Annotated in this window: 17 protein-coding genes; 2 read left to right on the top strand and 15 right to left on the bottom strand. The window is 35.7% G+C overall.

The window, feature by feature from the left end; translation table 11 throughout:
* Positions 1–612: 612 nt before the first annotated feature.
* Together ACP6PK_RS25745 and ACP6PK_RS25740 are read left to right on the top strand one after the other, a co-directional pair.
* Positions 613–2,133, top strand: coding sequence for a site-2 protease family protein (locus tag ACP6PK_RS25745; protein ID WP_426563847.1), 1,521 nt, complete (start codon positions 613–615; stop codon positions 2,131–2,133).
* 328 nt (positions 2,134–2,461) lie between these two features.
* Positions 2,462–3,016, top strand: a complete 555-nt coding sequence (locus ACP6PK_RS25740) for a Uma2 family endonuclease (RefSeq protein WP_426563845.1) — start codon at positions 2,462–2,464, stop codon at positions 3,014–3,016.
* Positions 3,017–3,296: 280 nt separating this feature from the next.
* On the opposite strand, the gene ACP6PK_RS25735 is transcribed toward ACP6PK_RS25740, so the two are convergent.
* From ACP6PK_RS25735 to ACP6PK_RS25665, 15 genes are all read right to left on the bottom strand, one after another.
* Entirely contained in the window at positions 3,297–4,499 is a 1,203-nt protein-coding gene (locus ACP6PK_RS25735; RefSeq protein ID WP_426563843.1) for an NAD(P)/FAD-dependent oxidoreductase, read from the bottom strand.
* 382 nt (positions 4,500–4,881) lie between these two features.
* Complete coding sequence (locus tag ACP6PK_RS25730; protein ID WP_426563869.1) at positions 4,882–5,658, bottom strand: amino acid ABC transporter ATP-binding protein; 777 nt, start codon at positions 5,656–5,658, stop codon at positions 4,882–4,884.
* Between the two features lie 418 nt (positions 5,659–6,076).
* Entirely contained in the window at positions 6,077–6,400 is a 324-nt protein-coding gene (locus ACP6PK_RS25725; protein WP_426563841.1) for a hypothetical protein, read from the bottom strand.
* An 8-nt stretch (positions 6,401–6,408) separates the two neighbouring features.
* A complete protein-coding gene (locus ACP6PK_RS25720) occupies positions 6,409–6,600 on the bottom strand; it encodes a hypothetical protein (protein WP_426563839.1) in 192 nt (63 codons plus the stop codon).
* Between the two features lie 109 nt (positions 6,601–6,709).
* Positions 6,710–7,921 (bottom strand): amino acid ABC transporter permease, encoded by a 1,212-nt coding sequence (locus ACP6PK_RS25715; RefSeq protein WP_426563837.1) that lies wholly within the window; start codon positions 7,919–7,921, stop codon positions 6,710–6,712.
* Between the two features lie 440 nt (positions 7,922–8,361).
* Entirely contained in the window at positions 8,362–9,528 is a 1,167-nt protein-coding gene (locus ACP6PK_RS25710; protein ID WP_426563835.1) for an amino acid ABC transporter permease, read from the bottom strand.
* A gap of 1,028 nt (positions 9,529–10,556) precedes the next feature.
* On the bottom strand, positions 10,557–11,627 hold the full coding sequence (locus ACP6PK_RS25705; RefSeq protein WP_426563833.1) for an amino acid ABC transporter substrate-binding protein: 1,071 nt from the start codon (positions 11,625–11,627) through the stop codon (positions 10,557–10,559).
* Positions 11,628–11,792: 165 nt separating this feature from the next.
* Positions 11,793–12,029, bottom strand: a complete 237-nt coding sequence (locus ACP6PK_RS25700) for a hypothetical protein (RefSeq protein ID WP_094670998.1) — start codon at positions 12,027–12,029, stop codon at positions 11,793–11,795.
* 562 nt (positions 12,030–12,591) lie between these two features.
* Positions 12,592–13,296 (bottom strand): HAD family hydrolase, encoded by a 705-nt coding sequence (locus ACP6PK_RS25695; protein ID WP_094672564.1) that lies wholly within the window; start codon positions 13,294–13,296, stop codon positions 12,592–12,594.
* Between the two features lie 692 nt (positions 13,297–13,988).
* A complete protein-coding gene (locus ACP6PK_RS25690) occupies positions 13,989–14,876 on the bottom strand; it encodes a class I SAM-dependent methyltransferase (protein ID WP_094672563.1) in 888 nt (295 codons plus the stop codon).
* 113 nt (positions 14,877–14,989) lie between these two features.
* Positions 14,990–15,598 carry an IS607 family transposase gene (locus ACP6PK_RS25685; RefSeq protein WP_426563830.1) on the bottom strand — a complete coding sequence of 203 codons (609 nt, stop codon included), beginning with the start codon at positions 15,596–15,598 and terminating at the stop codon, positions 14,990–14,992.
* A 588-nt stretch (positions 15,599–16,186) separates the two neighbouring features.
* On the bottom strand, positions 16,187–16,846 hold the full coding sequence (locus tag ACP6PK_RS25680; RefSeq protein WP_426563867.1) for a TVP38/TMEM64 family protein: 660 nt from the start codon (positions 16,844–16,846) through the stop codon (positions 16,187–16,189).
* Positions 16,847–17,854: 1,008 nt separating this feature from the next.
* On the bottom strand, positions 17,855–21,412 hold the full coding sequence (locus ACP6PK_RS25675; RefSeq protein ID WP_426563828.1) for a WD40 domain-containing protein: 3,558 nt from the start codon (positions 21,410–21,412) through the stop codon (positions 17,855–17,857).
* A gap of 886 nt (positions 21,413–22,298) precedes the next feature.
* On the bottom strand, positions 22,299–22,685 hold the full coding sequence (gloA2, locus tag ACP6PK_RS25670; RefSeq protein WP_426563826.1) for an SMU1112c/YaeR family gloxylase I-like metalloprotein: 387 nt from the start codon (positions 22,683–22,685) through the stop codon (positions 22,299–22,301).
* Between the two features lie 357 nt (positions 22,686–23,042).
* On the bottom strand, positions 23,043–23,507 hold the full coding sequence (locus ACP6PK_RS25665; RefSeq protein ID WP_426563824.1) for a Fur family transcriptional regulator: 465 nt from the start codon (positions 23,505–23,507) through the stop codon (positions 23,043–23,045).
* Positions 23,508–23,641: the final 134 nt, after the last annotated feature.

The following is a 23,641-nucleotide window of genomic DNA, read 5'->3' as shown; positions in this document are numbered from 1 at the left end:
TTATTATCAGCAACATTTGAAGTGAAAAATAAATCAACTAAAAAGACTTTATTTAGGTAAATAATTGAGCAAAGATATACTAAGCTGAACTGAAATAATTATCTAATATTTCAACAACTATAGTAGTAAAAAATTAAGTTGTGAAATCCTGCAAAAATAGTTATATAGCAATATGAAATGATTCAGCAAAACAAACTGTAGGGGTTTGGTTTCCAAATCCCTTATGCGCTTGGGTTTGGAGACCAAACCCCTACTATAAAATAGACATCTCTAGAAAAAAGTAAAATTTCAAATACATAACTTTTCTATTTTGTCAAGTTTTATGTAAAGATGTTGATAAAGCATAGCTATAGCAATCCGCCCATGGTTTGCGGGTAATCAAAAAGTAGATAAAAAAACCGAAACTTCCGTCTGTTGCCTTCTGGAGCTGTTGCCTGTTGACTAAAAGCGGTAAGATTTTTATACACAAATAAAATAGGATTGCTATATTACAGGAGGTACTAATAACTAATAACTGTTAACTAATAACTAATAACTAATAACTGATAACTGATAACTAATCACTGATAACTGTTAACTAATAACTGATAACTGATAACTGATAACTGAATTATGTATACCACATCCGAAAACACAACCACAGTTATAGTAGCTTTGATTGCTCTAGGAATTCTGGGCTGGGGATACTACAGAGCTAGACCTTATGGTAAAACAGGCATTTTAGCCTGGCTACAATCAGTAGTATTAATGGCACCTTGGCTACTATTTTTTGCTCTATTTGCTGCGGGAATTTATATCAACTTAGTATTGATTCTATTTCTGCTAATAGCTTGTACAGCATTGTACATTTATTTGGGAAGGCAATTACGAATAATAGCAGCTCAAGAAGCAGAAAATAAACCCGATATTGAATCTATTAGTAACTCCTCAAAACCTGATTCGAGAGAAGAAATAACTAAATTACCAAATGTAGAGAAAATAGAAAAAGAGGAAGAGAAAAAAGAAGAAACTCTAGAATTTATTCCTATTCCAACTGAAGACTTGCAAAAAGTAAAAGACATTTTTGGTGTCGATACCTTTTTTGCAACTGAAACTATCCCTTATCAAGAGGGAGCTATTTTCAAAGGAAATTTACGGGGAGAACCAGAAACAGTTCATACTAAATTATCAGCAAAATTGACAGAAAAACTCGGCGATCGCTACCGACTATTTTTATTGGAAAGTCCGGAAGCTAAACCAGTAGTCATCATTTTACCAAGCAAAAGTGACCCTAAACCTGCCACTACATCCCAAAAAATTCTGGCAGTTATTCTATTGCTTGCTACTATTGCCACCAGTTTTGAAGCGGGTGGGTTATTGTTAGGTTTCGACTTTTTCAATGAACCTATGAGATATCAAGAAGCATTACCCGTTGTCATTGGTTTGTGGATAGTTTTGGCAGGTCACGAAATAGCTCACCAAGTCTTGGCAAAACGTCACAATGTTCGCTTTAGTTGGCCGCTCTTTCTCCCCGCTTGGCAAATTGGCAGTTTTGGTTCTGTGAACCGTTTTGAATCTATGATCCCTAGTCGAAAAGTGTTGTTTGATGTCGCTTTTGTTGGACCTGCTGCTGGAGGCATAATTTCTTTGGCAATGCTATTAGGGGGTTTATTGCTTTCCCACGAAGGTAGTCTGTTTCAAATGCCAGCAGAATTTTTTAGAGCTTCTGTTTTGGTGGGAACTCTAGCGCGAGCGATCTTAGGTCCGGCAGTACATCAAAATATAGTAGATGTTCACCCACTGGCAATTATGGGTTGGTTGGGTTTACTTATTACAGCAATTAATTTGATGCCTGCGGGTCAGTTGGATGGTGGTAGAATTGTGCAAGCAGTTTATGGTCGGAAAGTTGCAGGTAGAGCAACATTTTTCACTTTTGTAGTCTTGGCGATCGCTTCTTTGGTTAATCCTTTGGCGTTGTATTGGGCGATTATTATTTTGGTATTACAGCGAAATTTAGAACGCCCTTGTTTAAATGAATTAACTGAACCTGATGATGCGCGAGCTGCTTTGTGTTTATTAGCTTTGTTTTTGGCGATCGCTACTTTGTTCCCTCTAACTCCAGGTTTAGCTGGTAGGTTGGGTATTGGCGGTTAGTGGGGAGTGAGGGAGTAGGGGAGTAGGGGAGTCAGGGAGTGGGGGAGTAGGGGAGTGAGGGAGAAATTAGAGCATAAAATATATTCTTATTCGGCGTTGGTGAATAAAGGTATGAAAATAAAAATTGAACAATCTCAAATATTTCTTATTCAATAGTTTAAGAGTTACCCAAAAATACAAATCATACTCTAATTTACCAACGCCTCTTATTCTTTTCTCCTGTCTAGTATCACCTCTAGTTAATTAAGGATAATAAAAGTTTTCTCCTAAATTTCTCAAGCTTACTACTGTCTCCCTCCTCTGTACTAAACTAATTGTAAAAATAACTATGATTACAGAAACACAACTAAATTTAGAACAATTCTTAGCTTTTCCAGAAGAGGATATTACTTATGAATTAATTGATGGAAAAATACAACCTAAAATCTCTCCTAAAAGATTTCATTCTCGCTTAACAGGTACTCTTTATCTAGTTCTTACTAACTGGAGTAAATCAAAAGGAGAAGTAGGAATAGAATGGGGAGTTACTCTAGCAAAAAATGGTAAAGATTGGGTTCCCGTACCCGATTTGTTATATATTTCTTATGAGAAATTACCTCTAGAAAGATTTGAAGATGAACTGTGTCCGTTTCCTCCTGAATTAGCTATTGAAATTATTTCTCCTGGTCAATCTTTTGGCGATTTAAGTGAAAAAGCTACAGATTATTTGAATGCAGGAGTTTTGAGGATTTGGATTGTAGATTCACAAGCAAAAAGCATTACTATTTTTTATCCTGATGCTCCGCCAAAAACTAAACGAGGGGAAGAACTTTTGGGAGATGAAATTTTACCAGAATTAGAAATAACTGTTGAACAAGTTTTTCAGCAAGCAGGGTTAGTTTGAAGTCAAAAGTTAAAAGTTAAAAGTTAAAAGTTAAAAGTAATAATAAAATAATGAACAATGGATATTGGTAAAACTCTTGAAAGTTGTAATTAATTCCTCAGAAGGAAAAATAGAAATAGGTAATAAAGATGACTTTTATCAAAATATAGTCTAAATTTAATTGAGAATTTCCTGTTCTATTTTTGAGCCTGTATTTCGTGATGTTTAGGAGATGAATTTCACTGAAAAAATACTGTTCAGACAGGGTGGAAATTAGGGAGCAAGATGCTCCCACTCTCAATCAGATTTCAACACCTCTAGCTTCTTCAACTTGAAGGGTATCAGGTGTTAAATGTCGCCATCTAAATCTTTGGGAAAATTGATTTGATTTCCCTTCCACAACATCTGCTGCAATTTCTCCTAATAAAGGCGCCATTTTAAATCCATGACCGCTGCCACCGCTACTAACAGAAAGACCTTTAATTTCTGGATGGTTATCTATCCAGAAATGTCCGTCAAGGGTATCAGTATATAAACATCTACGAGTATAGACTAAAGGTGCATCTACCAGTTCGGGGAAAGTCATCTTCAGAAAAGACCGCATATTTTCCACTTCTTCATCCTTAATTTGGCGATCGCTATTTTCAGGATGAATAGCTACGCCACTAGAATGTTTGGCTATCTTGACAACACCATATTTAGGCAAAAAGGGAAAACCATACCACCCAGAATTAGAAATATCGGCAGCAAAAACACTCAAATAAGGTGACGAAAAATATTTGGGGTTTTGAGGTTTTAGCCAAAACACGGGATGACCAGTCACTTTCATGTAAGGTTGTAGCTCTGGCAAAAGATAGGGAGTATTAGCACCTGCTGCTACCAACGCATGACCGCATTGGAAGGTATTTCCCTCTCTAGTTTTGACTCCTTGTAGTTTTCCGTTTTCTACAATAAAACTTTCTGCGGTTTGCTGTTGATAAATTTCTACACCTAAAGAACTAGCATACTCAGTTAGTTTTTCTACTACCAAGGAAGATTCTACATATCCTGCTTTGGGATTAAAATTTGCATCTATGTAAACCGAAGTATTCACCTCCGGAAAACGTTCTTTGATACCTTCAGCATTTATTCTGTCTGGAGAATAACCACTTTCAATAAGGTTTTGATAACTAAATTTTTCAAAGCTGTGGCGATCGCTTTCAATTTTATCCTTGCACAGCATTAAAAAACCTACCTCATGGTACAACTCTTCCCCAAAAAGTTCATTCCATTCTTTCCAGCGCTCAATAGATATTTCTGCCATACGGAAATATTCTCGATCGCTACCATATTCCAGACGCACAACTTTAGTAATATCAGTAGAAGCTGCCAGATGATGGGGAATAGTATCTGGGTTAATAACTGCCACCTTATATTTTCTTTTTCCTAATTCTACAGCAGCAGTAATACCAAAAATTCCGCTACCTACAATTAGAAAATCATATTTTGTGTTGGAATTTTTCATTAGTTTCTATAAGTGTTAAAGATATAACCATCCTAAATAAATTGTAACATTTTGTCGTAGGGGTTTGGTCTCCAAATCCCTACAGTTTTTTCTCACGAATGATTTAGTAAATGTTCCAGCAAATAAATCTAGAATTGGATCGCCAGCATTACTACTTGCTTTAAGAATTCTTTGTTGAGGTTTGAAACCTGTAATACCATGTCCGGTTGAACACTTATAATTAAGGGAGTAGGGGAGTAGGGGAGTAGGGGAGTAGGGGAGTAGGGGATAAATTAAAATATATCCTCTCGATCACCAAATATTTTATTTATACCATTACATCCGGACATGATATAAAATCTCAATACATGACTTTTGACTTTTGCGTTTTAACTTTTCACTCCTACAATATCTGTGACAAAAACTTCCGGGTACGCTCTTCTTTCGGGTTTTGGAAAAATTCCTCTGGAGTCGCCTCCTCTACTAACAACCCATCCGCCATCAACACTATTCTATCTGCTACCTCCCGTGCAAACCCTACCTCGTGAGTCACCACTACCATTGTCATTCCCGAATCTGCTAAACTGCGCATAACATCCAAAACTTCCCGCACCATCTCCGGATCTAATGCGGAAGTCGGTTCATCAAATAACATGATTTTTGGCTGCATAGCTAAAGCACGAGCGATCGCCACCCTTTGTTGCTGACCCCCCGAAAGTTGACCGGGGAATTTTTTTGCCTGTTCCAAAATACCGACTCTTTCCAAAAGTTGCATTGCCACTTCTTCCGCTTTAACTTTTGGCCATCGACGCACCCAGATGGGGGCTAAAGTCACATTTTGCAAAACTGTTAAGTGAGGGAACAAGTTAAACTGTTGAAATACCATTCCCACTTCCCGACGGATAGTCTCAATATTTTTCAAATCGTGGGATAAATTAATACCATCAACAATAATGCTACCTTTTTGAAATTCTTCCAAAGCATTAAAAGTACGGATAAAAGTAGATTTACCAGAGCCACTTGGCCCCATAATTACTACCACTTCCCCACGTTTTACTGTGAGACTTACTCCACGGAGAACATGAAAATTATTGCTATACCATTTCTCGACATCTGTGGCAATAATTCCGATATTGGCATCTATTGTTGTTTCAGTTTTTTGTGTTTCTATTTGTGTCATTTTCATTTTTAGGGAATAGGGAATAGGGAATAGGGGTTAGTATTAAATAGAAATAAGATTATAATATTTTGTAGCAATCCTCAATGGGATTAAATCAAATTAACTGAAAAATTCTTATCTCTACTCTATCATTTTAACTTTTGGTAATTATTATACTTCATAGTTAAATTCTACTTAGCTCTGCTTAATTACTTCTTCCAATATATTACTTATAGCAGTTTTCATGTTTTTTAGAGTACAGATATTTGGGTTTAAAGGAAGAAGTAAGAAGGAAGAAGGAAGAAGTAATGCAAGTCAACATGAGTGAAAACTGCTATAAATATCCTATTTCTACACTCTGGTAAAAACGTTCTATAATGGTTGGCAAATTTATAATTTATTCTATGCAATTAATTAATATATTTTTCGACTATTATATTCACAGACTATTGCTTTTGTGCATTTTTTCTAACTTTTTCGAGTAATTTATCCTTACTTTCAGTAGATTTAATGAAATATAGGGATATTTTTCTATTTTATCAGTATCTAAAAAAAACTTTTTGAAATCCGTTGTTTCTGTAACCTGAAAAAATCTACCTAATGGCTTCATTACAAAATCTATGCCCCCATCATTAGCATTAGTTCGCCCTGTTTTGTATAATTTTAAATTTTCTTGTTGTATATCTTCTAGATCAAAACCAAAAAACACAGTCTGTTCGTGGTAATAATATTTCAAAATACTATAGCTAAAAATTTCAAACAATCTTGCATCTATTTCGGTAAAAGTGTAACAATAAAATCAACAGCTTCATGTTGATTTACTTCTGTTAATTGACTTATTTGCTGGCAAGATTTAATGAATTCTTCAAAAGCATTTGTTTTTGTCGAAATATACAGCTCAATTATTTGAATAATGATTTTAGCCAGATTATAAGTTTCTTCTTCAATTACACAAGTTAGCAAATTTTCATTGAACCAATATCTGTGAGTACCTACTAATTATTGTGAAAAGCTAGTATTTTTGTTTTTTCTCTTCTTTACTATTCCCTGTTCCCTATTCCCTATTCCCTAATTAATGAGTAGTATTTAATTTTTTCTCCAACTGCCGACTACCGACTGACATGGCATAACAAATAATCCAAAAAATTATGCCATTAAATAAATAAACCTCGGCATAATCTCCTAAAAATTGGGGTTGAGCTAAAACCGAACGACTAATACCCAATAATTCTACTAATCCTACAATTGATAATAAAGTTGTATCCTGAAATAGACTAATAAATTGACCAACAATTGATGGAATAGCAACTTTTAAAGCTTGAGGTAAAACAATCAATCCTAAACTTAATGGAGTATTTAAACCTAATGCTTTTGCCGCTTCATTTTGACCTCTAGGTACAGATTGTAAACCACCTCTAACATTTTCTGCTAAATAAGCAGAACTAAATAAAGTTAATCCTAAAATTGCCCGTAAAATTCTATCAGGTCGCATTCCATCTGGCAAAAATAGGGGAATCATTATTTGCCCCATAAAGAGAATTGAAATTAAAGGTAATCCACGAATAATTTCAATATAACCAATAGAAAATATTCTAATTACTGGCAATTTACTTTGTCTACCTAAAGCTAATAAAACTCCTAACGGAAAAGATAAAAAAATGCTAACTACAGCCATTAAGATAGTTAGCATTAAACCACCCCAGTCATTTGTAGATACAGATTTTAATCCTAATCCACCTCCGATTAACCAGAGAATTAATAGAAAAGCAATAAACCAAGCAAAAGAGAGATATTTACCTAAGTTGCTATTTTTTTTGCCTAATTGTTTTCCTATCCAGGCAGTAGCAATAACTAAAATTACCATTCCTACAAGTAATAGTTTAAATGGTATAGCTACAGGAATGAGTAACATAATAGCTGGTAAAACAGCGATAAAAATTAATACGGGTAAAGTAAATAATGTAGCTGATTTTCTGACAATAATTCCCCAAGAAAAACCAGAAAAACTAGAGATGATACCAACTATTAACCAAATGCGCCAATATTGGTCTCTTGGATATCTACCCACCATTAATAATGGCAAGTTAACTTTGATAACCTGCCATTCCGCTTCTGTTGTTGCCCAGGAAATAAAGTTAGTTATTGCGCCAAAAATTAAGCCGAATAAGACTAGAGTGAGTAAGGTGTTGTACCAGGTACTAAAAAAATTTTTTCTCAGCCATTCTATAGAATTACTTTCCTGAAATGGTGGTGCGGGGGATTGATTTGTATTAATGGTTTTCATAGCGTTATTGGTAATAGGTAAAAGTTATCAAATATTATATTTATTAATAATCAATACAACAGTTATAGTTTTTTGTTTACAGGAGTTATCAGATAAATCCTAATTTTTTTCGATACTTATGTTAACTCTAACTAAGTGGGTTTCATCATTGGGGGGCGGGTTTATTTAACTAAATGTGAAAACTCGTTAACTTAACTGAGAAACCCGCCCCTACTATTGTTAACTCTAACTGCTCTAATAAAAAGATTTTTTAGTTCATTAACTCAGGTTCAACCTTTAACAATATTAGGACTTACGCACGCGAAACCCGGTTTCTACGAGAAATCCTTGTTTTGACTAATAGAAGTCTACGATAAACCGGGTTTCTAGGTTCACCTGCGTAAGTCGTGAATATTTCAAAAGTGTTTATTCTGACTCCTGACTCCTGACTCCGACTAATATTATCTTTCTGTTAATTGAACACTTTTATTTAATAAATTCATACACAATGAAATTGTCAAATTTATAGAAAGATAAACTACCATTAAAATGATAAAGACTTCAATTGGGCGACCTGATTGATTATAAGTAGTATTAGCCACAGCATATAAATCTGGATAACCAATAGCTATTGCTAAACTAGAGTTTTTTGCTAAGTTCATATATTGACTATTTAATGGTGGAATCATCACTCGTAATGCTTGAGGAAAAATCACCAACCTCATTACTAAACCAGACTTTAATCCTAAAGACTTAGCTGCTTCCCATTGCCCTTTCGGTACTGCTTGAATCCCAGAACGAACAATTTCAGCAATAAAAGCACCTGTATAAAATACTAATCCTACCAGTAAAGCTGAAAGTTCTAATGTTAAATTTAATCCCCCTTCTGTACCTCCTGTTTCTGTTGCTATAGGTGCTTGCCAACCCAAAGCAAATATAATAATAAATACTGCAATAATTCCCATACTAATTAAAGCAATAATTTGTGGTTGACCAGATGCTGCTTTTTCTGTTATTAATTTATTGCGCCATTGCCAAATAAATATGGCAGCGATCGCTCCTAAAACTAATACTATTAACCATAACCAAACATTCAAAGTATTTTCCGGCCAAGGAATAGCTATTCCTCGTTTACTCATAAATATTGGTCCGGGTAATTCTAATTTTTCTTGTGGTCTAGGCAAACTGAAAAAAACTGCAAAATACCAGAAAAATAATTGCAATAATAAAGGAGTATTTCTGACAACTTCCACATAAACTCGATTCAAATTCCGCAGTAACCAATTATCAGAAAAACTAGCAATACCTGCTAATATTCCGACTATTGTTGTGAAGAAAATTCCTAAAATCATTACTCGTAGAGAATTAACTAAACCTGCTAATAATACTTGAGTATAAGGGTCTTTTGGTTTGTAAGGAATCAAGCTTTCACTAATACTAAATCCTGCTTCATTATCTAAGAAACTAAAGCCAAATTTTGTACCTTGTTGTGCTAAATTTCGGCTGAGGTTGCTAATCATTATAGCTACAACCGCAACAAAAATTACTATGGCAAGAACTTGTAAAGCAATACGCCAAAATCTATCATCTCGCCATAGGGGAATTTTTTGATTTTTGTCGTCAATCATAATTTTAGGGAGTAGGGAGTAGTTATAATGAATAATGAATAATTAATAATTAATAATTAAGAGATTGAATGTATCAGGAAATATAAAAAGGAGATAGGGAACACTTAACTGGGAACAGGTATGGAGGTCCGAAGAAATTAAGACAACTATTTGTAACTTAAAAATCTAGTAATATATGTACCTTTCCACGTCTGGTATTTACCGAATAATTAAGGTTTAAAGCCTCTCATGATCAAGGAGAAACAATGAATTTATTTTCCTTTTATTCAATGCTATCCGTTTTAGGGAGAGGTAATTATCAATTATCCATTATCAATTATCAATTATTGACAGATTTCAATCTCTTGAAGTCTTACCTCTTTTAGATTTTAGTCACTTCGCGTCCTCTCTTAATACTTGTTTTACCCAATTATTAATTATTAATAATTAAATAATTCGCGCCTTGAAGCCTCCCCTTTTAAAGGGAAAAAAAGTGCTAGGATATTTCCCGATATTCAATTCCCGTGCGGTTTTAACCAGAGGTAATTATCAATTATCCATTATCAATTATCAATTAATGAAAAACAGTTTCTCACAATTTATAATAATTATTACTTTATCAACAAGAGCATTGGGTAAAAGGAATTTTTTTTCTTTTTTCTCCATAAATGGAGAGACTTTAAACCTTAATTGTTCAGTAAAATTTTATCGTAGGGGTTTAGTCTCCAAACCCCATCTAATCTATTTGTTTCAGAAGGGGTTATTTTTCTAACTTGTCAAGTATGTACAAAAAATAAAAACTGTCAAGAGCAAATATATCCACTTCTGCATAATTTTTATTCAATTTCCTGCCGATAGATTTTCATCTCCGTCAATTTATCAAAATAATTGAGTCTAACACCCTGTCTTAATTGGTGAAATATTTTTGGCAAGTTGTTGAAACTCGCCATTACAAAAACAACTTCTAAATTCTAAATTCTAAATTCATCAAAGACTTGGGAAATTGAGTGTAGATTAATTCCCAAATCTTTGCTGTTGTGAGTTTCTTGTTAACGGAAAGGTGGAGAATAAAGCAACCCACCATTTTTCCATAAATCATTCAGACCGCGCTCTAACTTAAATTGAGAATTGTCTCCTAAGTTACGATCATAGACTTCCCCATAATTACCAACTTGCTTAATTACACGATATGCAAAATCATTACTCAAACCTAAACCTTCACCTAGGTCTCCCTCTACTCCTAAAAAGCGTTTAATTGTAGGGTCTTCAGAATTTTGCTTCAAGTCATCTACATTTGCTTGGGTAATACCTAACTCTTCAGCTTCTATCAAAGCATAAGTTACCCATTTTACCACATCAAACCAAGCTGAATCATTATTTTTTGTTACTGGACCTAAAGGTTCCTTTGACATAGTAACGTCCAGAATCACATGATCATTTGGACTTGGTAGGGTACTACGGCGACTTAATAATTGAGATTTATCAGAAGTCATCCCGTCACAACGTCCCTCCGCATAAGCTGCATAAGCTGGGTCTGCTTGTTGAAATGTTAATGTCTCAGCTTGTACATTTCTTTGCCGGAGATTATCTGTTAAGTTTAATTCTGTAGTTGTTCCTGCTTCCACACAAACTGATTTACCTTGCAATTCCTCTAAAGATTTAATCCCACTATCACGACGAACCATCATCCCTTGTCCATCATAAAATGTAGTGGGGGCAAATTCTAAACCTACGGTTGTATCTCGGCTAATAGTCCATGTTGTGTTCCGAGATAGCATATCTACTTCTCCACCGTTAAGAGCAGTAAAACGCTCTGTTGAATCTAAGTTACGATATTCTACAGAATTTGGATCGTTAAATAAAGCTGCAGCTACTGCCTTGCAGATATCTATATCTATTCCTGAGTATTTACTATTCTGGTCTACAAAACTGAATCCAGGAATACCGCCCTCTACACCACATATTAATTTGCCACGATTTCTGACAATATCTAAACGACTGCTGGTTTGTTGACTTTCTTGGCCAGCTCCTGTTTGGTCTGATGTGCCTTCACCTTCGCAAGCTGTTAGTGGCACTACCATTAAAATAGCTGCTATTAGAATAGATCCCCATTTTTGCATAGTTTATTCTGATTTTTTTATTTTGAAAAAAAGTGATCTACTCAAAGCTACCATAGTGTCAAGCTTGGCGATCGCTTCTGGAAGCTCTCAAGCAACTACTTTCCATATTTTTTTCCTGTCGATCTTAAATAGTTTTGATTTTTAATTTTTACTTTAAATTAAAACTTATACTGATAGTGAAGGTTCACTTTCCAAACGTTCCTCAGCTAAATCCCTAATTAAGGACAACCGAGATTGGATGTATTCGTTAATTAAATCTGCTTCTGTACAATTTAGGGTACTTCTGTTTTTCAACTGTTTGATTAACCACTGAACTAAGGTGGCATCATCCAGTGATACTAAGGTTGTAGGTTGGGAGTTTTCTACTACAGACCAAAGCTGACGTAACATTGTGGGAGTCATAGGAACCTCCATATAAATTTCATATTCGTCTTTCTTTAGAGAATTGGTCAAGAATACTAATTAAGACGTATCCTTCAACACATATTTCCCCAATTTTGTGTTTCCTTAACCATTCTTTTATATTTACTAAATAATAACTGAACTCTACTCATATAAGAGGCACTTACACATAATAAGTTACAATTATTACTAATATCTTTACAAACTGATGTGTTTCTTTACTTATTTTTGATGGAACTTAATCAGGTTGAGCAGATTTATAAAATCCCTTCAGTGCTTTACCTTCTAGTGTTATACTTACCAACCTTGACCAGCTTTAAATATTTCAGTGGTTTTTCAATGGTAAGTTTTTGTACTTGATATTTGGCTTCAAAATCTGAAATTTAAAAGAAGTTTATCATCTACTTACATATTTTTTCGACAAAAAAAGTAGTATTTTATACAAAAATCTACAAGAAGTAATATCATGTCTGGTTGAATAGTTATAAATAACTAATCATTTCAGTTACCAATTTTCACCACCTCTGAATTGAACTTCTGACTTCACATTATTATCCGGACATCATATAATTTCTTGAGCCACCCTTTGTATTCTGTCCAATTCTAAATCGGAAAGATAATCTACACACCAATTAGCCAAACGTTGCAGCATATGAAAAGGATAAGTATGAGCAACACCAACCACAGGTATGCCAGCCAGTTTAGCAGCTTCAATACCCGAAAAAGTATCCTCAATTACTAAACATTCTGAAGGCTGGAGATTAATGTCTGTATATTGTTGATTTAAAGTATCTACAGCTAACAAATAACCATCAGGCTTTGGTTTACTGGCCTTAACATCATCTCCACCAATAATTACCGGAAAATAATCAGCTAAATTAGCTTTATTTAAAACTAATTCTACTTCGCCTCGCATAGCACCAGTAACCACAGCCATCTTCAAATTAGCTTGAGAAACCCGATAAATAAAATCTACCGTATCTGAATAAATTGGTAACTCTTCAATACTTTCTAACTGTTGTTGATAAGCTAGAGTTTTGCGTTTGATTAACTGTTCTAAATACCCTTCATTTACATATCTACCTCTTTGGGCTAATATATCTTTCAAACAAGCACGATCACTTCTTCCTAAACAAAATTTGTGATATTCTCCTGGTTTAAGCAGCAGATTTTCATCAAGTAGCACTTGTTCTATTAATTTTTCGTGCAGAAATTCATCATTAATAATCACACCATTAAAATCGAACAAAACAGCTTTGAGAGTCATTTCAGTTATCAGTTATTAGTTATCAGTTAAGTAAGCATTCAGCCGTCAGCTGTCAGCTATCAGCTTTTAACCCCTTGAATTGTATGAGTTTAAAACCCAAATTCTTCGTTTTTATGTATCAATTTTTTGGTTAAAAATATACTATAAATCAAAGGAATTCTTAGTTCATTCATTAAAAATATGTTTGCGTAGCATTCCGTAGGAAGAGCTAATTACTAATAGCTGTTTGCGCAGCATTCCGCAGGAAATGCTTACTCAGTTAACAAGTACCTCTTGCTTAAACTTGCTTAAACTAGAGGCTTAAAATGTAAGCATTCAGCCGTCAGCCGTCAGCTATCAGCTATTGGTTTTAGTTGACAAGAAAAGCTTTATTAATTGTCTTACTACAAAAGCTGTTTCTCTTGCTCTTAAGGTCTATTTTAATTGAAAAACTGTCCTTAAAGAGAGCTGATGGCTGACAGCTAATAGCTGTTTGCGCAGCATTCCGCAGGAAATGCTTACCTTAAAATACTAAAGTTTATTTTTTTCATCCCATATCTAAGAGGAGGTTATTGACCTAATTTTTTGGTCATAATATTGTTGTAAGTAGTTGTACTTTTAGGAGTTTTCTAGTTGAGATAGGAAACAGAGAATAGAAAATAAATAGGATGTGTAATTAATTTTGCTTATGAACTTAATAAATGCTAATTGCTCTAATAAGCAGGAGCAGGAAAATTACCACTATCATTATCCCAATTTGGTAGATTATGCTTTAATTCTGGTATAATCTCATCTCGATCTAAAAGTGGCTTAACCCCACTACTGACCTGATGGAACCACCATATATCCTGAGTTTCCACTGCACCAAATCCCGCAGCCCCTAACCAAGCATCAATATTACCTTTAGCATAAGACTTAATATAAGGTTCCTCAAAGATTTCTGTCAGCCAGTCACTTTGTCGTAAAGTTTTTTGGTTGCCGTCCAGAATCACAACTTGGCCTCCAACTATTAATAGTCGAAAAATTTCCTGTAAGATGCCTCTTGATATTTGTGGTGGAGTTTCATGGAATAATAAGGCCATCGTTACTAAATCAAAGGAAGCATCTGGAAATCCTGTTTTTTCTGCATTTTCATGTCGCCACTGAATATTTAACCCTGCTGTTTTGGCTTTAGCTTCTGCACAGACAAGCATATACGGTGATAAGTCTATACCAATAACTTCTGCTTGGGGAAATGTCTGTTTCAGCATCAAGGTCATAGAACCTGTGCCACATCCTAAGTCTAGTATACGTCTTGGTCTAACCTGAATTGCATCAACTAAAGATTTTCTCACCCAAGTTTCATTGGGAGGCAAAGCATACTGGGTAATAGGGTCATAAGTAACTGCTGCACCTATAGTTAGATAACCTCCTTCAATACCGTGAAAATTTCCAGAGGTATAATATTCAGGATAAACTACGGTAGGATTGGTGAAGCGATCGCTTTGAGTCTCCCAATCTATACTACTGCGGAACCGTTTCATAGCTTCTTGGTCAATCAAAAAGTTGTTGACCAATGGTGAAAGAAATTTCTGGTATATTGTATCTTTTCTAACTGCCATCAAATTTTTCTAATTTTGACATCCTCCGGATGTTGGGCAACTGCAATAATGCGATATTCCCAAAACTCACTATTTAGGTTTGTTGCTTTTCGTCCACCTGCTTTGAAAAAATTTTATTTTAATTTGTCTGCTACTTCCTTTAATTGTTTGACAATTTCTTGGTTTTGGTTACTTCTAGAACCATAAAGTCTAGCAGAAAATACTCTAATTATTTCGAGTACATCTGGAGCTAAAACTTCTTCAAAGGTAGAATCCTCGGAACGATTAATAATTACTATTTCTGTACCAAATATTTCACACAAAGTAAATATCAAGTCACTACCAAATCTCAGCAGTCTGTCTTTATTAGTTAAGACTAATCGTTCTACTTGCTCTGAGCATATCAGTTTTATTAACCTAATCAGTCCTTTTTTACGATAATTTAAACCACTACCTAAGTCTGATATAACTTCAAAAGACCAACCTTGTTTAGCACAATATGCTTCTAAAACTATTTTTTGGCGTTCTAAGTCATCTTTTTGGTCGTAGCTACTAACTCTGGCATAGGCAACGGTTAAAGAATTATCTTGTTTGTTACCGATTAAGTTAGATACAGTAAATCGTCGATGACCACCTTCGGTACGGATTGATTTTATCCGTCCTTCAGTTTCCCATCGTCTAATTGTTTTTGTTGAAACTCCTAGCAGTTCTGCTGCTTGAGATACTGTTAATAAGTTAGACATTAATCCAGTATATCACAATAAATATTTAGTTATGTCTAACTTTCATCTAATTATTTTAATACTTAGTGCAATAAATGTAGGTTGGGTTGTTTCGCTAACGCGACATGTAACGCGAACTTCGTTGCGCAGCATGGAACAAAACCCAACAAAAGTCCTTCTCTCGTACGGACGCCCTTATGCAACGTCCCTACCTTACTCCCCCACTCCCCTACTCCCTAACGCACCATTTAAGATGAAACAATACAGTAGAAACAAACCAGTAGGGTGCGTTAGACGGCTTAAATTGAGACGATGAAAGGGATTTAGTAATCCGTCGTAACGCACCATTTTATAGCAGTTTTCACTTAGGTATACCAAAGTAGTAGGGACGTTCCATGGAAGGTCTCTACAAGGTTTTTTGTTCTTAGGAGTTTGTTCCATCTTCTTGAAAACCGCTATAGGTGTGTCGGTCTACTAAATTAAAGACTTAATATTTTTAGGACTTACGCAGAGGCGCTATATATAGCGCTCAAAACTATTGCGCAACAGTTTTTTAACTCTATACATAGTACCTTTGCGTAAGTCCTGATTTTATTTTATAGATACCCTCTAAGATATTTTCTTTTGTAAGGCTGTTTTGGCAATTTTAGTAACATAAATAGTTACAGCAACTGTGGCGACTAGACCAACTCCGTAGAGAACCCATTCTGCTGTGCTGCGCGAGCCACTTTCTGTTCCCAAAGTTGCCAAACTTCCAGCTAAGGAACCCAGATATACATACATTACTGTACCTGGCATCATCCCAATCCAAGATGCCAAACAATAGTCCCGCAGAGAAACTTGGGTTAGACCAAAAGCATAGTTAAGCAGGTTAAAAGGAAAAATCGGAGATAAGCGGGTTAGGCCAACAATTTTCCATCCCTCATCAGCCACAGCTTTGTCAATGGCCTGAAATTGTTCATTTCCTTCTATTTGTTTGGAAACCCAACCTCGTGCTAGATACCGACCGACTAAGAAGGCACAAGTTGCACCTATAGTTGAGCCAATAGAAACGTAAACGGAGCCAAAAAGAGGACCGAATAATACACCTGCGCCCAGGGTTAGTAGTGAGCCAGGTAGGAATAAAACGGTAGCTAAAATATAGATAATAATAAAAGTTATGGGACCCCAGGGGCCAAGTGTATCAATCCAATTTAAGGCATTTTCCAATAGTTGTTGAGCATTAAAAAATTTCTGAGCAACAATTAGGATAATGGCGACTCCAAACATAATTAATAGTGGTTTGATTAGCTTGTTTAGTTTTGACTTTTTTTTAGTTGTTTGTTCTAGGTCGTTCATTATATATAAGCTTGAAAAATATCTTTGTACTAATTGATATTATAATCATTTGACAACTAAAAATTTTGTTTTTAAGTAGAATTTCATCAGATTATTATCTGATTTTCATAATTATTTTACTACAGTTTTTAGGAATGTATAATTATCAAATATATCCTGAGAAAAAAAACAGATCAAAAAGATTGAATTTTTACAGTTTATTTTGATAAATTTCATTTGAGTTGATTATATGAATTTAGAATGCGCGAATTTATAATTCATAATTATTAAATTAAGAAATTGTAGTGGTTTTCCAGAAATGTTGAATACAAAACTTCTGCCTTCTACCTTGAAGCAAAAATGTCTATACTCTATATTAATGAAAACTGCTTTTATTATAAAAATAATTATCAAAAAAGTTTAGGTATTTTTGTCTTTTAGTATGACTGAATTTCAGTTATTAGCTAGTATATTTCAATGGTGCGTTACGACGGACTGCTGAATCCCTTTCATAGTCTGTAGTTTAAGCCGTCTAACGCACCCTACTGGATTGTTTCACCTAAAAATGTGCATTAGGGAGTAGGGGATTAGGGGAGTAGGGGAGTAGGGGAGTAGGGGAGTAGGGGAGTAGGGGAGAAAGAATGTTGTTGGGTTACTCCTGCGGAGAAGCAAGCTACGTTCCATGCTTTGCTTCGCAATGCTAACGCAAACGCAATGCTAACGCAAACAACCCAACCTACTGCCATGTCAAGCCTTAGATGTTACTTTAGAAAAATGGTAGGATGCTGATTTTTCAAAGCTTTTACTTAAAAATCTAATACACCATTTAAAGCTTGACACGACACTACATCTATTGCACCATTTAAGGTGTGTCGGTCCACTACAATTTTGTTAATAATTCTAAATTCTAATAATTCTAAATTCTAATAATTCTAAATTCTAAATTCTAAATTCTAAATTCTATTCATCACACAGACTTCTGTCGCTCTCCTCGACTTCCCCATTAGTCTCCAGATAATCTCTTACCCACTTACAACCATAAGCGAGTACATCCTCAAAGGCGATCGCACGATCCAAATCCCACAAAATCACCATTTTATCTTCCCCTGCCGAAGCTAGAGTTTTGCTATCTGGACTAAAAGCAAGTCCTCTAATGGCTGAACGATGGCCTAACAGAGTCGCCAATAACTTACCATCCGACTGCCATAGCTTCACAATTCCTCTATCATTTCCGGTGGCTATAATTTTACCATTAGGACTAACCACGATCGCCCAAATTTCTTCACCATTTGTGTCAATATGAGAGAGTAACTCGTCTTCCTGACTCCAGGTTTTCTGATTTTTACCAGAATTTCCGGTTCCGATCCAAAAACCATCAAGACCAGCAGCAATACTATAGATAATACCCTCACCCACTAAAAATGTTTTGAACAACTGACCATCTTGCTGCCACAACCGAACAGTACCATCACCACTACTAGAACCGAGCAACGAACCATCATCATTAAAAGCTACTCCCCAAACTCCCGCTTGATGGCCTTTCAAAGTTATGACTTCTCCACCATCTAAAGACCAGAGTTTTATGGTTTTATCGCCACTGGTAGAAGCAAGAGTATTGCCGTCGGGACTAAATGCTAATTTGCGAGTCTGGGAAATATGCCCTCTGAAAGTATTGAGCAACTCACCATAAGTATCCCACACTTGCACTACCAGTCCAGCACTCACAGCAAAGATATTTCCTTGGGGACTAAAAACAACGTCACTGAACGTAGAGTTTTTTCCTTCGATTTTCCTTTCTATTGTACCATCAGACTGCCACACAATAGTTTCCTGATGACTAATGCTGGCAATTAAGTTACCATCAGGACTAAAAGCCACCCCTTGCACCCCAGCGGTATGTCCAGACAAGCGAGTTAAGAAGGGATTTTGTAACCTCCACATTTTCACCATGGAATCAGATCCGGCTGAGGCTAAGATTTTGCCGTCGGGACTAAAGGTAACTGCTCTGACCGAACCATTATGGCCTTTAATGCTCCTGATGAATATGCCTTCCTTACTCCAGAAGCTAATAGTTTTATCCTCAGAAGCTGAAGCTAGGATTTTACCGTCAGGACTAAATTCTAGATCCCAAATACCTGCTGTGTGTCCTGTGAGAGTTTTCAGTAGTTTACCCTCTGGAAGTTGCCACAGGTGAATTTTGCCATCGCTGCAACCTACTGCCAAGATTTGACCATCAGGACTAAATTCTAAGTCCCAAAACTGTTCTTTTTGTTTGATGAGAGTTGTGTGAAGCCAGGCTATTCCTTCCTTGTACCACAATTTAACTGTGCCGTCTTCGCTAACGGAAGCAAGTATTTTTCCATCAGGACTAAAAGCAATTTGTCGGACAACTCCTTCATGTCCTGTGAGAGTATTTAAAAGAGTTCCATCTTTGCGCCAAAGTTTAATTGTACGATCCAAACTTGATGAGGCGATGATTTCTCCATCTGGGCTAAACTCTACATCATGAACTGGTGCTTGATGACCTCTTAAGGTATACAGTAGAGTTCCGTCACTTTGCCAAAGTTTAACGGTGGTGTCTCCACTAGCAGAGGCTAGGATTTTATTGTCAGGACTAATTGCCACCGCTAAGATTGGGCCTTGATGACCAAACCATTTTTTGGGGGAGGAGATACCAATGGTATGCAGCACAATTTCTGTCTCACTTCCTATCAGGAGTTGCCGACTATCCTGACTAAACTCAAGTGCCCTAATTCCAGAATTGCTAGGGATAATATGATTAAATTCTATCGCCCCATAAATTGAGCGCCGTAGGGCTAACTCTATCATTTTTTCTGTTTGGGGTTCACTGACTCTTAGTTTTTGTAGTTCTCGCTTTGCTTTGAGTCCTTGAATTAGAGCATCTAACTGTTGGTCTAAGGCAAAAAGCGCTTCTGAATAGCGAACCATACTTTTAATTTTGGCTAGACTTTCTTGGCGTTGACTGGCTAAAGCATTGCGGTAATGCCAAAAAGTTGTGATTCCCAAACCAGAAACGGTAAAGAATGCTATGCTAACTGCAACTAAAAACAACCTTTGAAATCTAGCAGTTTTTTCTTCTTGTTTGAGTCGTGCTTCTACTTGTTGTGTGCGTTCTGCTTCTATTAGAGTTCGCTTTTCTTGTCTCTCTATTTCTACAGAAGTATCTAAATATTGATAATCTAAATCACTTAAAATTTTTCCTCTTGCCCAAGCTTCAGCATCTTTTAGTGCTAGACCGCGCAATAGTCGAGATTTGTCTGTTTTTTGGGAAGCTATCCAAGCATCAAAATTCTGAGCATAAGGTCGCAATAATCTTAATTTTTTCCCGATCCATTCTAAATTAAATACTTGTTCATATATCCGATTTTTTACTTTGAGGAATCCTGATTCTTTAACTATTAATCCTGATAGAATTAGTTCTGTTGATTCAGGAGTTTTATCAATTTCTATCTGTTGTTTTTGCAGGATTTTTTGATATATTCCCAAGATTTTTCCGACTTTTTTGGGATTGTATAATAACCGATTTTGAATTGTTCTTAAATGCTCTGGCTCGTCTTGATGTTGCCAATCATCTAATATTTTGTCTCTGACTATCTTTTCTATTAATAATTCTGCATAACCAAATGGAAATTTATAAATTATATTCTGCCAATTATATAAGTTATTATTTCTGAGGAGATCGCCTGTATCAATTAATTTAAAATGGGTAAGTTGCTCTGATTGGTTAATGGCATCCATGACTAATTGACAGAGCTTGTTTGTTAAAAATGGTTGCCCTCCAGTCCAGGATAATATTTCTTTTAATAATCCTCTCGCCTGTTTTTCTTCTAGTGGTAAACTTGCTGCTAATGGCTCTATTTCTTCTATTGTAAAATTATTTAATTCTATGGCTTTTCCTATATTAAATGGTGTTATTTTCCGGTCTTGAATTAAATCGGCAGGTGTAGCTACTCCAAAAATGGCAAAATTAAGTCGATTATATTCTGGATTAATTGCTCGTTGATTGTAGCAATAACGAATCAGAGCAAAGAAATCATCTACGGTAAAGTTTAAACTCAGAATACTGTCTATTTCATCGATAAATATACAAATATTTTCTGTGGGAAATTGTACTAATATTACTTCCTCAATAAATCGACTTAATTTTTGAACATCAGACATTTCTGAAAGTGATGACCACCAGTCTTTTAAAGACAATTTATGACTCAATTTGAAACTCAGCCAGAGGTCGGCAATGATGCCTTGATACCATTGTTGACAAGTGGTATTTTGACTACCAATATTAGTCATGTCAATAGTGGCACATTGAAATCCTTGTTGTTTTAGTTGATGGTAAGTTCTAACTAATAGGGATGATTTTCCCATTTGTCGGCAATTAAGAATGTAACAAAATTCGCCTCTTTTTAAAGCTTGATCAAGTTGAGTATCAGCTTGTCGGGTGACGTAGGTAGGAGCATTTTTGCTAAGACTACCTCCGACTTGGTATGTACGTCTCATTTCAGTTATCAGTTATAGCGCTAGGGAATAGGGAATAGGGAATAGGGAATAGTAAATTGTCAAAGGGTTTTAGGATTTAGAAATGTCCTAACCTGAATGGGTAGAGCTATATCAGTTATCAGTAACTTTTGCTAAACCAGGAGGCTTGAAATACGGAATATTCTTTTCTCTTGGTCGATTGGATATGGCGTTAACGGAGTGGCTCTGAAAGAGCGGGAAACCCGCTCCTACGGACCCGCTGCCTCTTGCAGAGGAGCTGCCTCTTGCAGAGGAGCTGCGCTAACGCTAACGCTTTTTATACCCTATAAAAGAGGAAGCTTAAGACCTAAATTTTTCAGTCAAGATTGATTTGATGGGTAAGTTAAGTTGGTACACAAAATTAATTGCAATTTTGGCAAGACTAACAAGTTTATCATATTAGTATGACAGGGAATAAAACTTTGCAATTAATTGTGTAATAATACTTATTAAATTTTCTCCGGTTGTGCAGAGTGCGTAATATGTGGGATAAGTCGCGTGTGGCTGACCAATATAATCTCAAAGCACTTATATCTAAAGGTTTTGGCATTTTGAGATCGCAAAAAATCAGGACTTACGCAGGAGAACCCAGAAACCCGGTTTCTCGTAGAGGTATATTGCTCAAAACAAGGATTTATCGTAGAAACCGGGTTTCTTTGCGTAAGTCCTAATAATAATTAATTTAAGCTGAAAACCTTGAAAATTCTGACTCCTGACTCCTGTACGGGCGTTAACGTTTGCGGAGCATTCCGATAGGAAAGTTGTGCGTAGCTAACGGCCGTTTCGCTGCGCGACATGTTTGCGGAGCATTCCGTCAGGAAAACGCCCCTACCACTAAAATATTACAACCGATTAGAGGATTGCTATATTAACTTTCATAAATTTCTAAAGGTAATTGATCTGGGTCTGGAAAGAAAGTAAAACGCTTGCCAGTTATTTCATCAATCCTAATATCTTCTACTTCTATACCTTGGGATTTCAAATAATTAACAGACTCATCAATATTATCTACTTCTAATGCTAAATGTCTTAGACCACAAGCTTCTGGACGAGTTAATCTTTTTGGAGGGTCAGGAAATGAAAATAATTCTATCTGATTATCATTACCTACACGCAAATCTAACTTATAAGAATTGCGTGCTTTTCTCCAAGTTTCTTGAATAATTTCACAGCCTAAAATATTCACATAAAAATGCTTTGATTTTTCATAATTAGAGCAAATAATCGCAACGTGATTAAATTTTTTAATTTTCATATACAGCATCTGATCGGACTAATGACGTACAAGTTTAAATGGTAAAATTATTGTAACACAGGCATCTTGCCTGTTAGCTGTGTACCTCACAGGCAATAGGAAGTGCTGTAGTTAGTAAGTTGATTTTCTGGAGATGTCTATTATAGATAATACCAGATGATAGACAACAGTTAAAAAAACCTATGTTTTAGGTGTAATATAGAATCCGCTTGAACAGTCGTCCGCTTCGTCGCTGCGGAAGCAATCTCCTACACTCCTGAGATTGCTATCCGTTCCGGAATGCTCCGCAAACCTTCCACTCCGTTCCAGTCGCTGCGGACTTGAGTATAGTAATTATCTGGATTTGATATAATACTTTTAACTTCTGACTTTTGACTTTTGATTTCCAAGCAGCGGTTGACAACCTGGGCGATCGCATTTACCCTTCACAATAACCTCATAACTTTCAGCATGAAGTCCTGGAGGTAACCGATCTAATCGTACATTACTAAAAGTTTCCCAACTTACATCAACGATAGCACCACAGTTTTGACAGCAAAAATGGTGATGAGGTTTAACATTAGCATCATAACGAGTCAGTCCCTCCTCCAGTAATACTTCCTTAACTAAACCTACCTCCCGTAATACGTTTAAAGCACTATAAATAGTTGCCTTAGAAGAAATTGGTAACTCACGGTTTACCTCACTCAAAATGTCCTCAACAGTGGGATGATCTGAACGAGACAGAAGATTAGCATAAACTGCAAACCGCTGAGGAGTAACTCTTAACCCTTTGGATTGCATTTTTTTCTGAATCTCTGTTGTCGTGTAGTTTTTTTTCATTATTTAAAGTTATTATATGTATTTTTAACCAATTAGTAATTGTAACACATATAATTGAGTCTAGGATAAGACTTAATATTTTACTTGACATTTTATGAAATCAGAATTATTATTAGAAATAATAGAGTCAACTA

Origin of the sequence: Dapis hubbardiae BLCC-M172, assembly GCF_050016015.1 — a bacterium.
Lineage (GTDB): Bacteria > Cyanobacteriota > Cyanobacteriia > Cyanobacteriales > Microcoleaceae > Trichodesmium.
This window is presented reverse-complemented; position numbering and strand designations above follow the sequence as displayed.

Excerpts from the sequence above, each read along its gene's own strand:
- ACP6PK_RS25715 (WP_426563837.1), bottom strand. The coding sequence starts at position 7,921 with ATGAAAACCATTAATACAAATCAATCCCCCGCACCACCATTTCAGGAA.
- ACP6PK_RS25700 (WP_094670998.1), bottom strand. The coding sequence starts at position 12,029 with ATGACTCCCACAATGTTACGTCAGCTTTGGTCTGTAGTAGAAAACTCC.
- ACP6PK_RS25735 (WP_426563843.1), bottom strand. The coding sequence starts at position 4,499 with ATGAAAAATTCCAACACAAAATATGATTTTCTAATTGTAGGTAGCGGA.
- ACP6PK_RS25690 (WP_094672563.1), bottom strand. The coding sequence starts at position 14,876 with ATGGCAGTTAGAAAAGATACAATATACCAGAAATTTCTTTCACCATTG.
- ACP6PK_RS25745 (WP_426563847.1), top strand. The coding sequence starts at position 613 with ATGTATACCACATCCGAAAACACAACCACAGTTATAGTAGCTTTGATT.
- ACP6PK_RS25685 (WP_426563830.1), bottom strand. The coding sequence starts at position 15,598 with ATGTCTAACTTATTAACAGTATCTCAAGCAGCAGAACTGCTAGGAGTT.
- gloA2 (WP_426563826.1), bottom strand. The coding sequence starts at position 22,685 with ATGAAAATTAAAAAATTTAATCACGTTGCGATTATTTGCTCTAATTAT.
- ACP6PK_RS25710 (WP_426563835.1), bottom strand. The coding sequence starts at position 9,528 with ATGATTGACGACAAAAATCAAAAAATTCCCCTATGGCGAGATGATAGA.
- ACP6PK_RS25740 (WP_426563845.1), top strand. The coding sequence starts at position 2,462 with ATGATTACAGAAACACAACTAAATTTAGAACAATTCTTAGCTTTTCCA.
- ACP6PK_RS25680 (WP_426563867.1), bottom strand. The coding sequence starts at position 16,846 with ATGTTTGGAGTCGCCATTATCCTAATTGTTGCTCAGAAATTTTTTAAT.
- ACP6PK_RS25730 (WP_426563869.1), bottom strand. The coding sequence starts at position 5,658 with ATGACACAAATAGAAACACAAAAAACTGAAACAACAATAGATGCCAAT.
- ACP6PK_RS25665 (WP_426563824.1), bottom strand. The coding sequence starts at position 23,507 with ATGAAAAAAAACTACACGACAACAGAGATTCAGAAAAAAATGCAATCC.
- ACP6PK_RS25675 (WP_426563828.1), bottom strand. The coding sequence starts at position 21,412 with ATGAGACGTACATACCAAGTCGGAGGTAGTCTTAGCAAAAATGCTCCT.
- ACP6PK_RS25695 (WP_094672564.1), bottom strand. The coding sequence starts at position 13,296 with ATGACTCTCAAAGCTGTTTTGTTCGATTTTAATGGTGTGATTATTAAT.
- ACP6PK_RS25705 (WP_426563833.1), bottom strand. The coding sequence starts at position 11,627 with ATGCAAAAATGGGGATCTATTCTAATAGCAGCTATTTTAATGGTAGTG.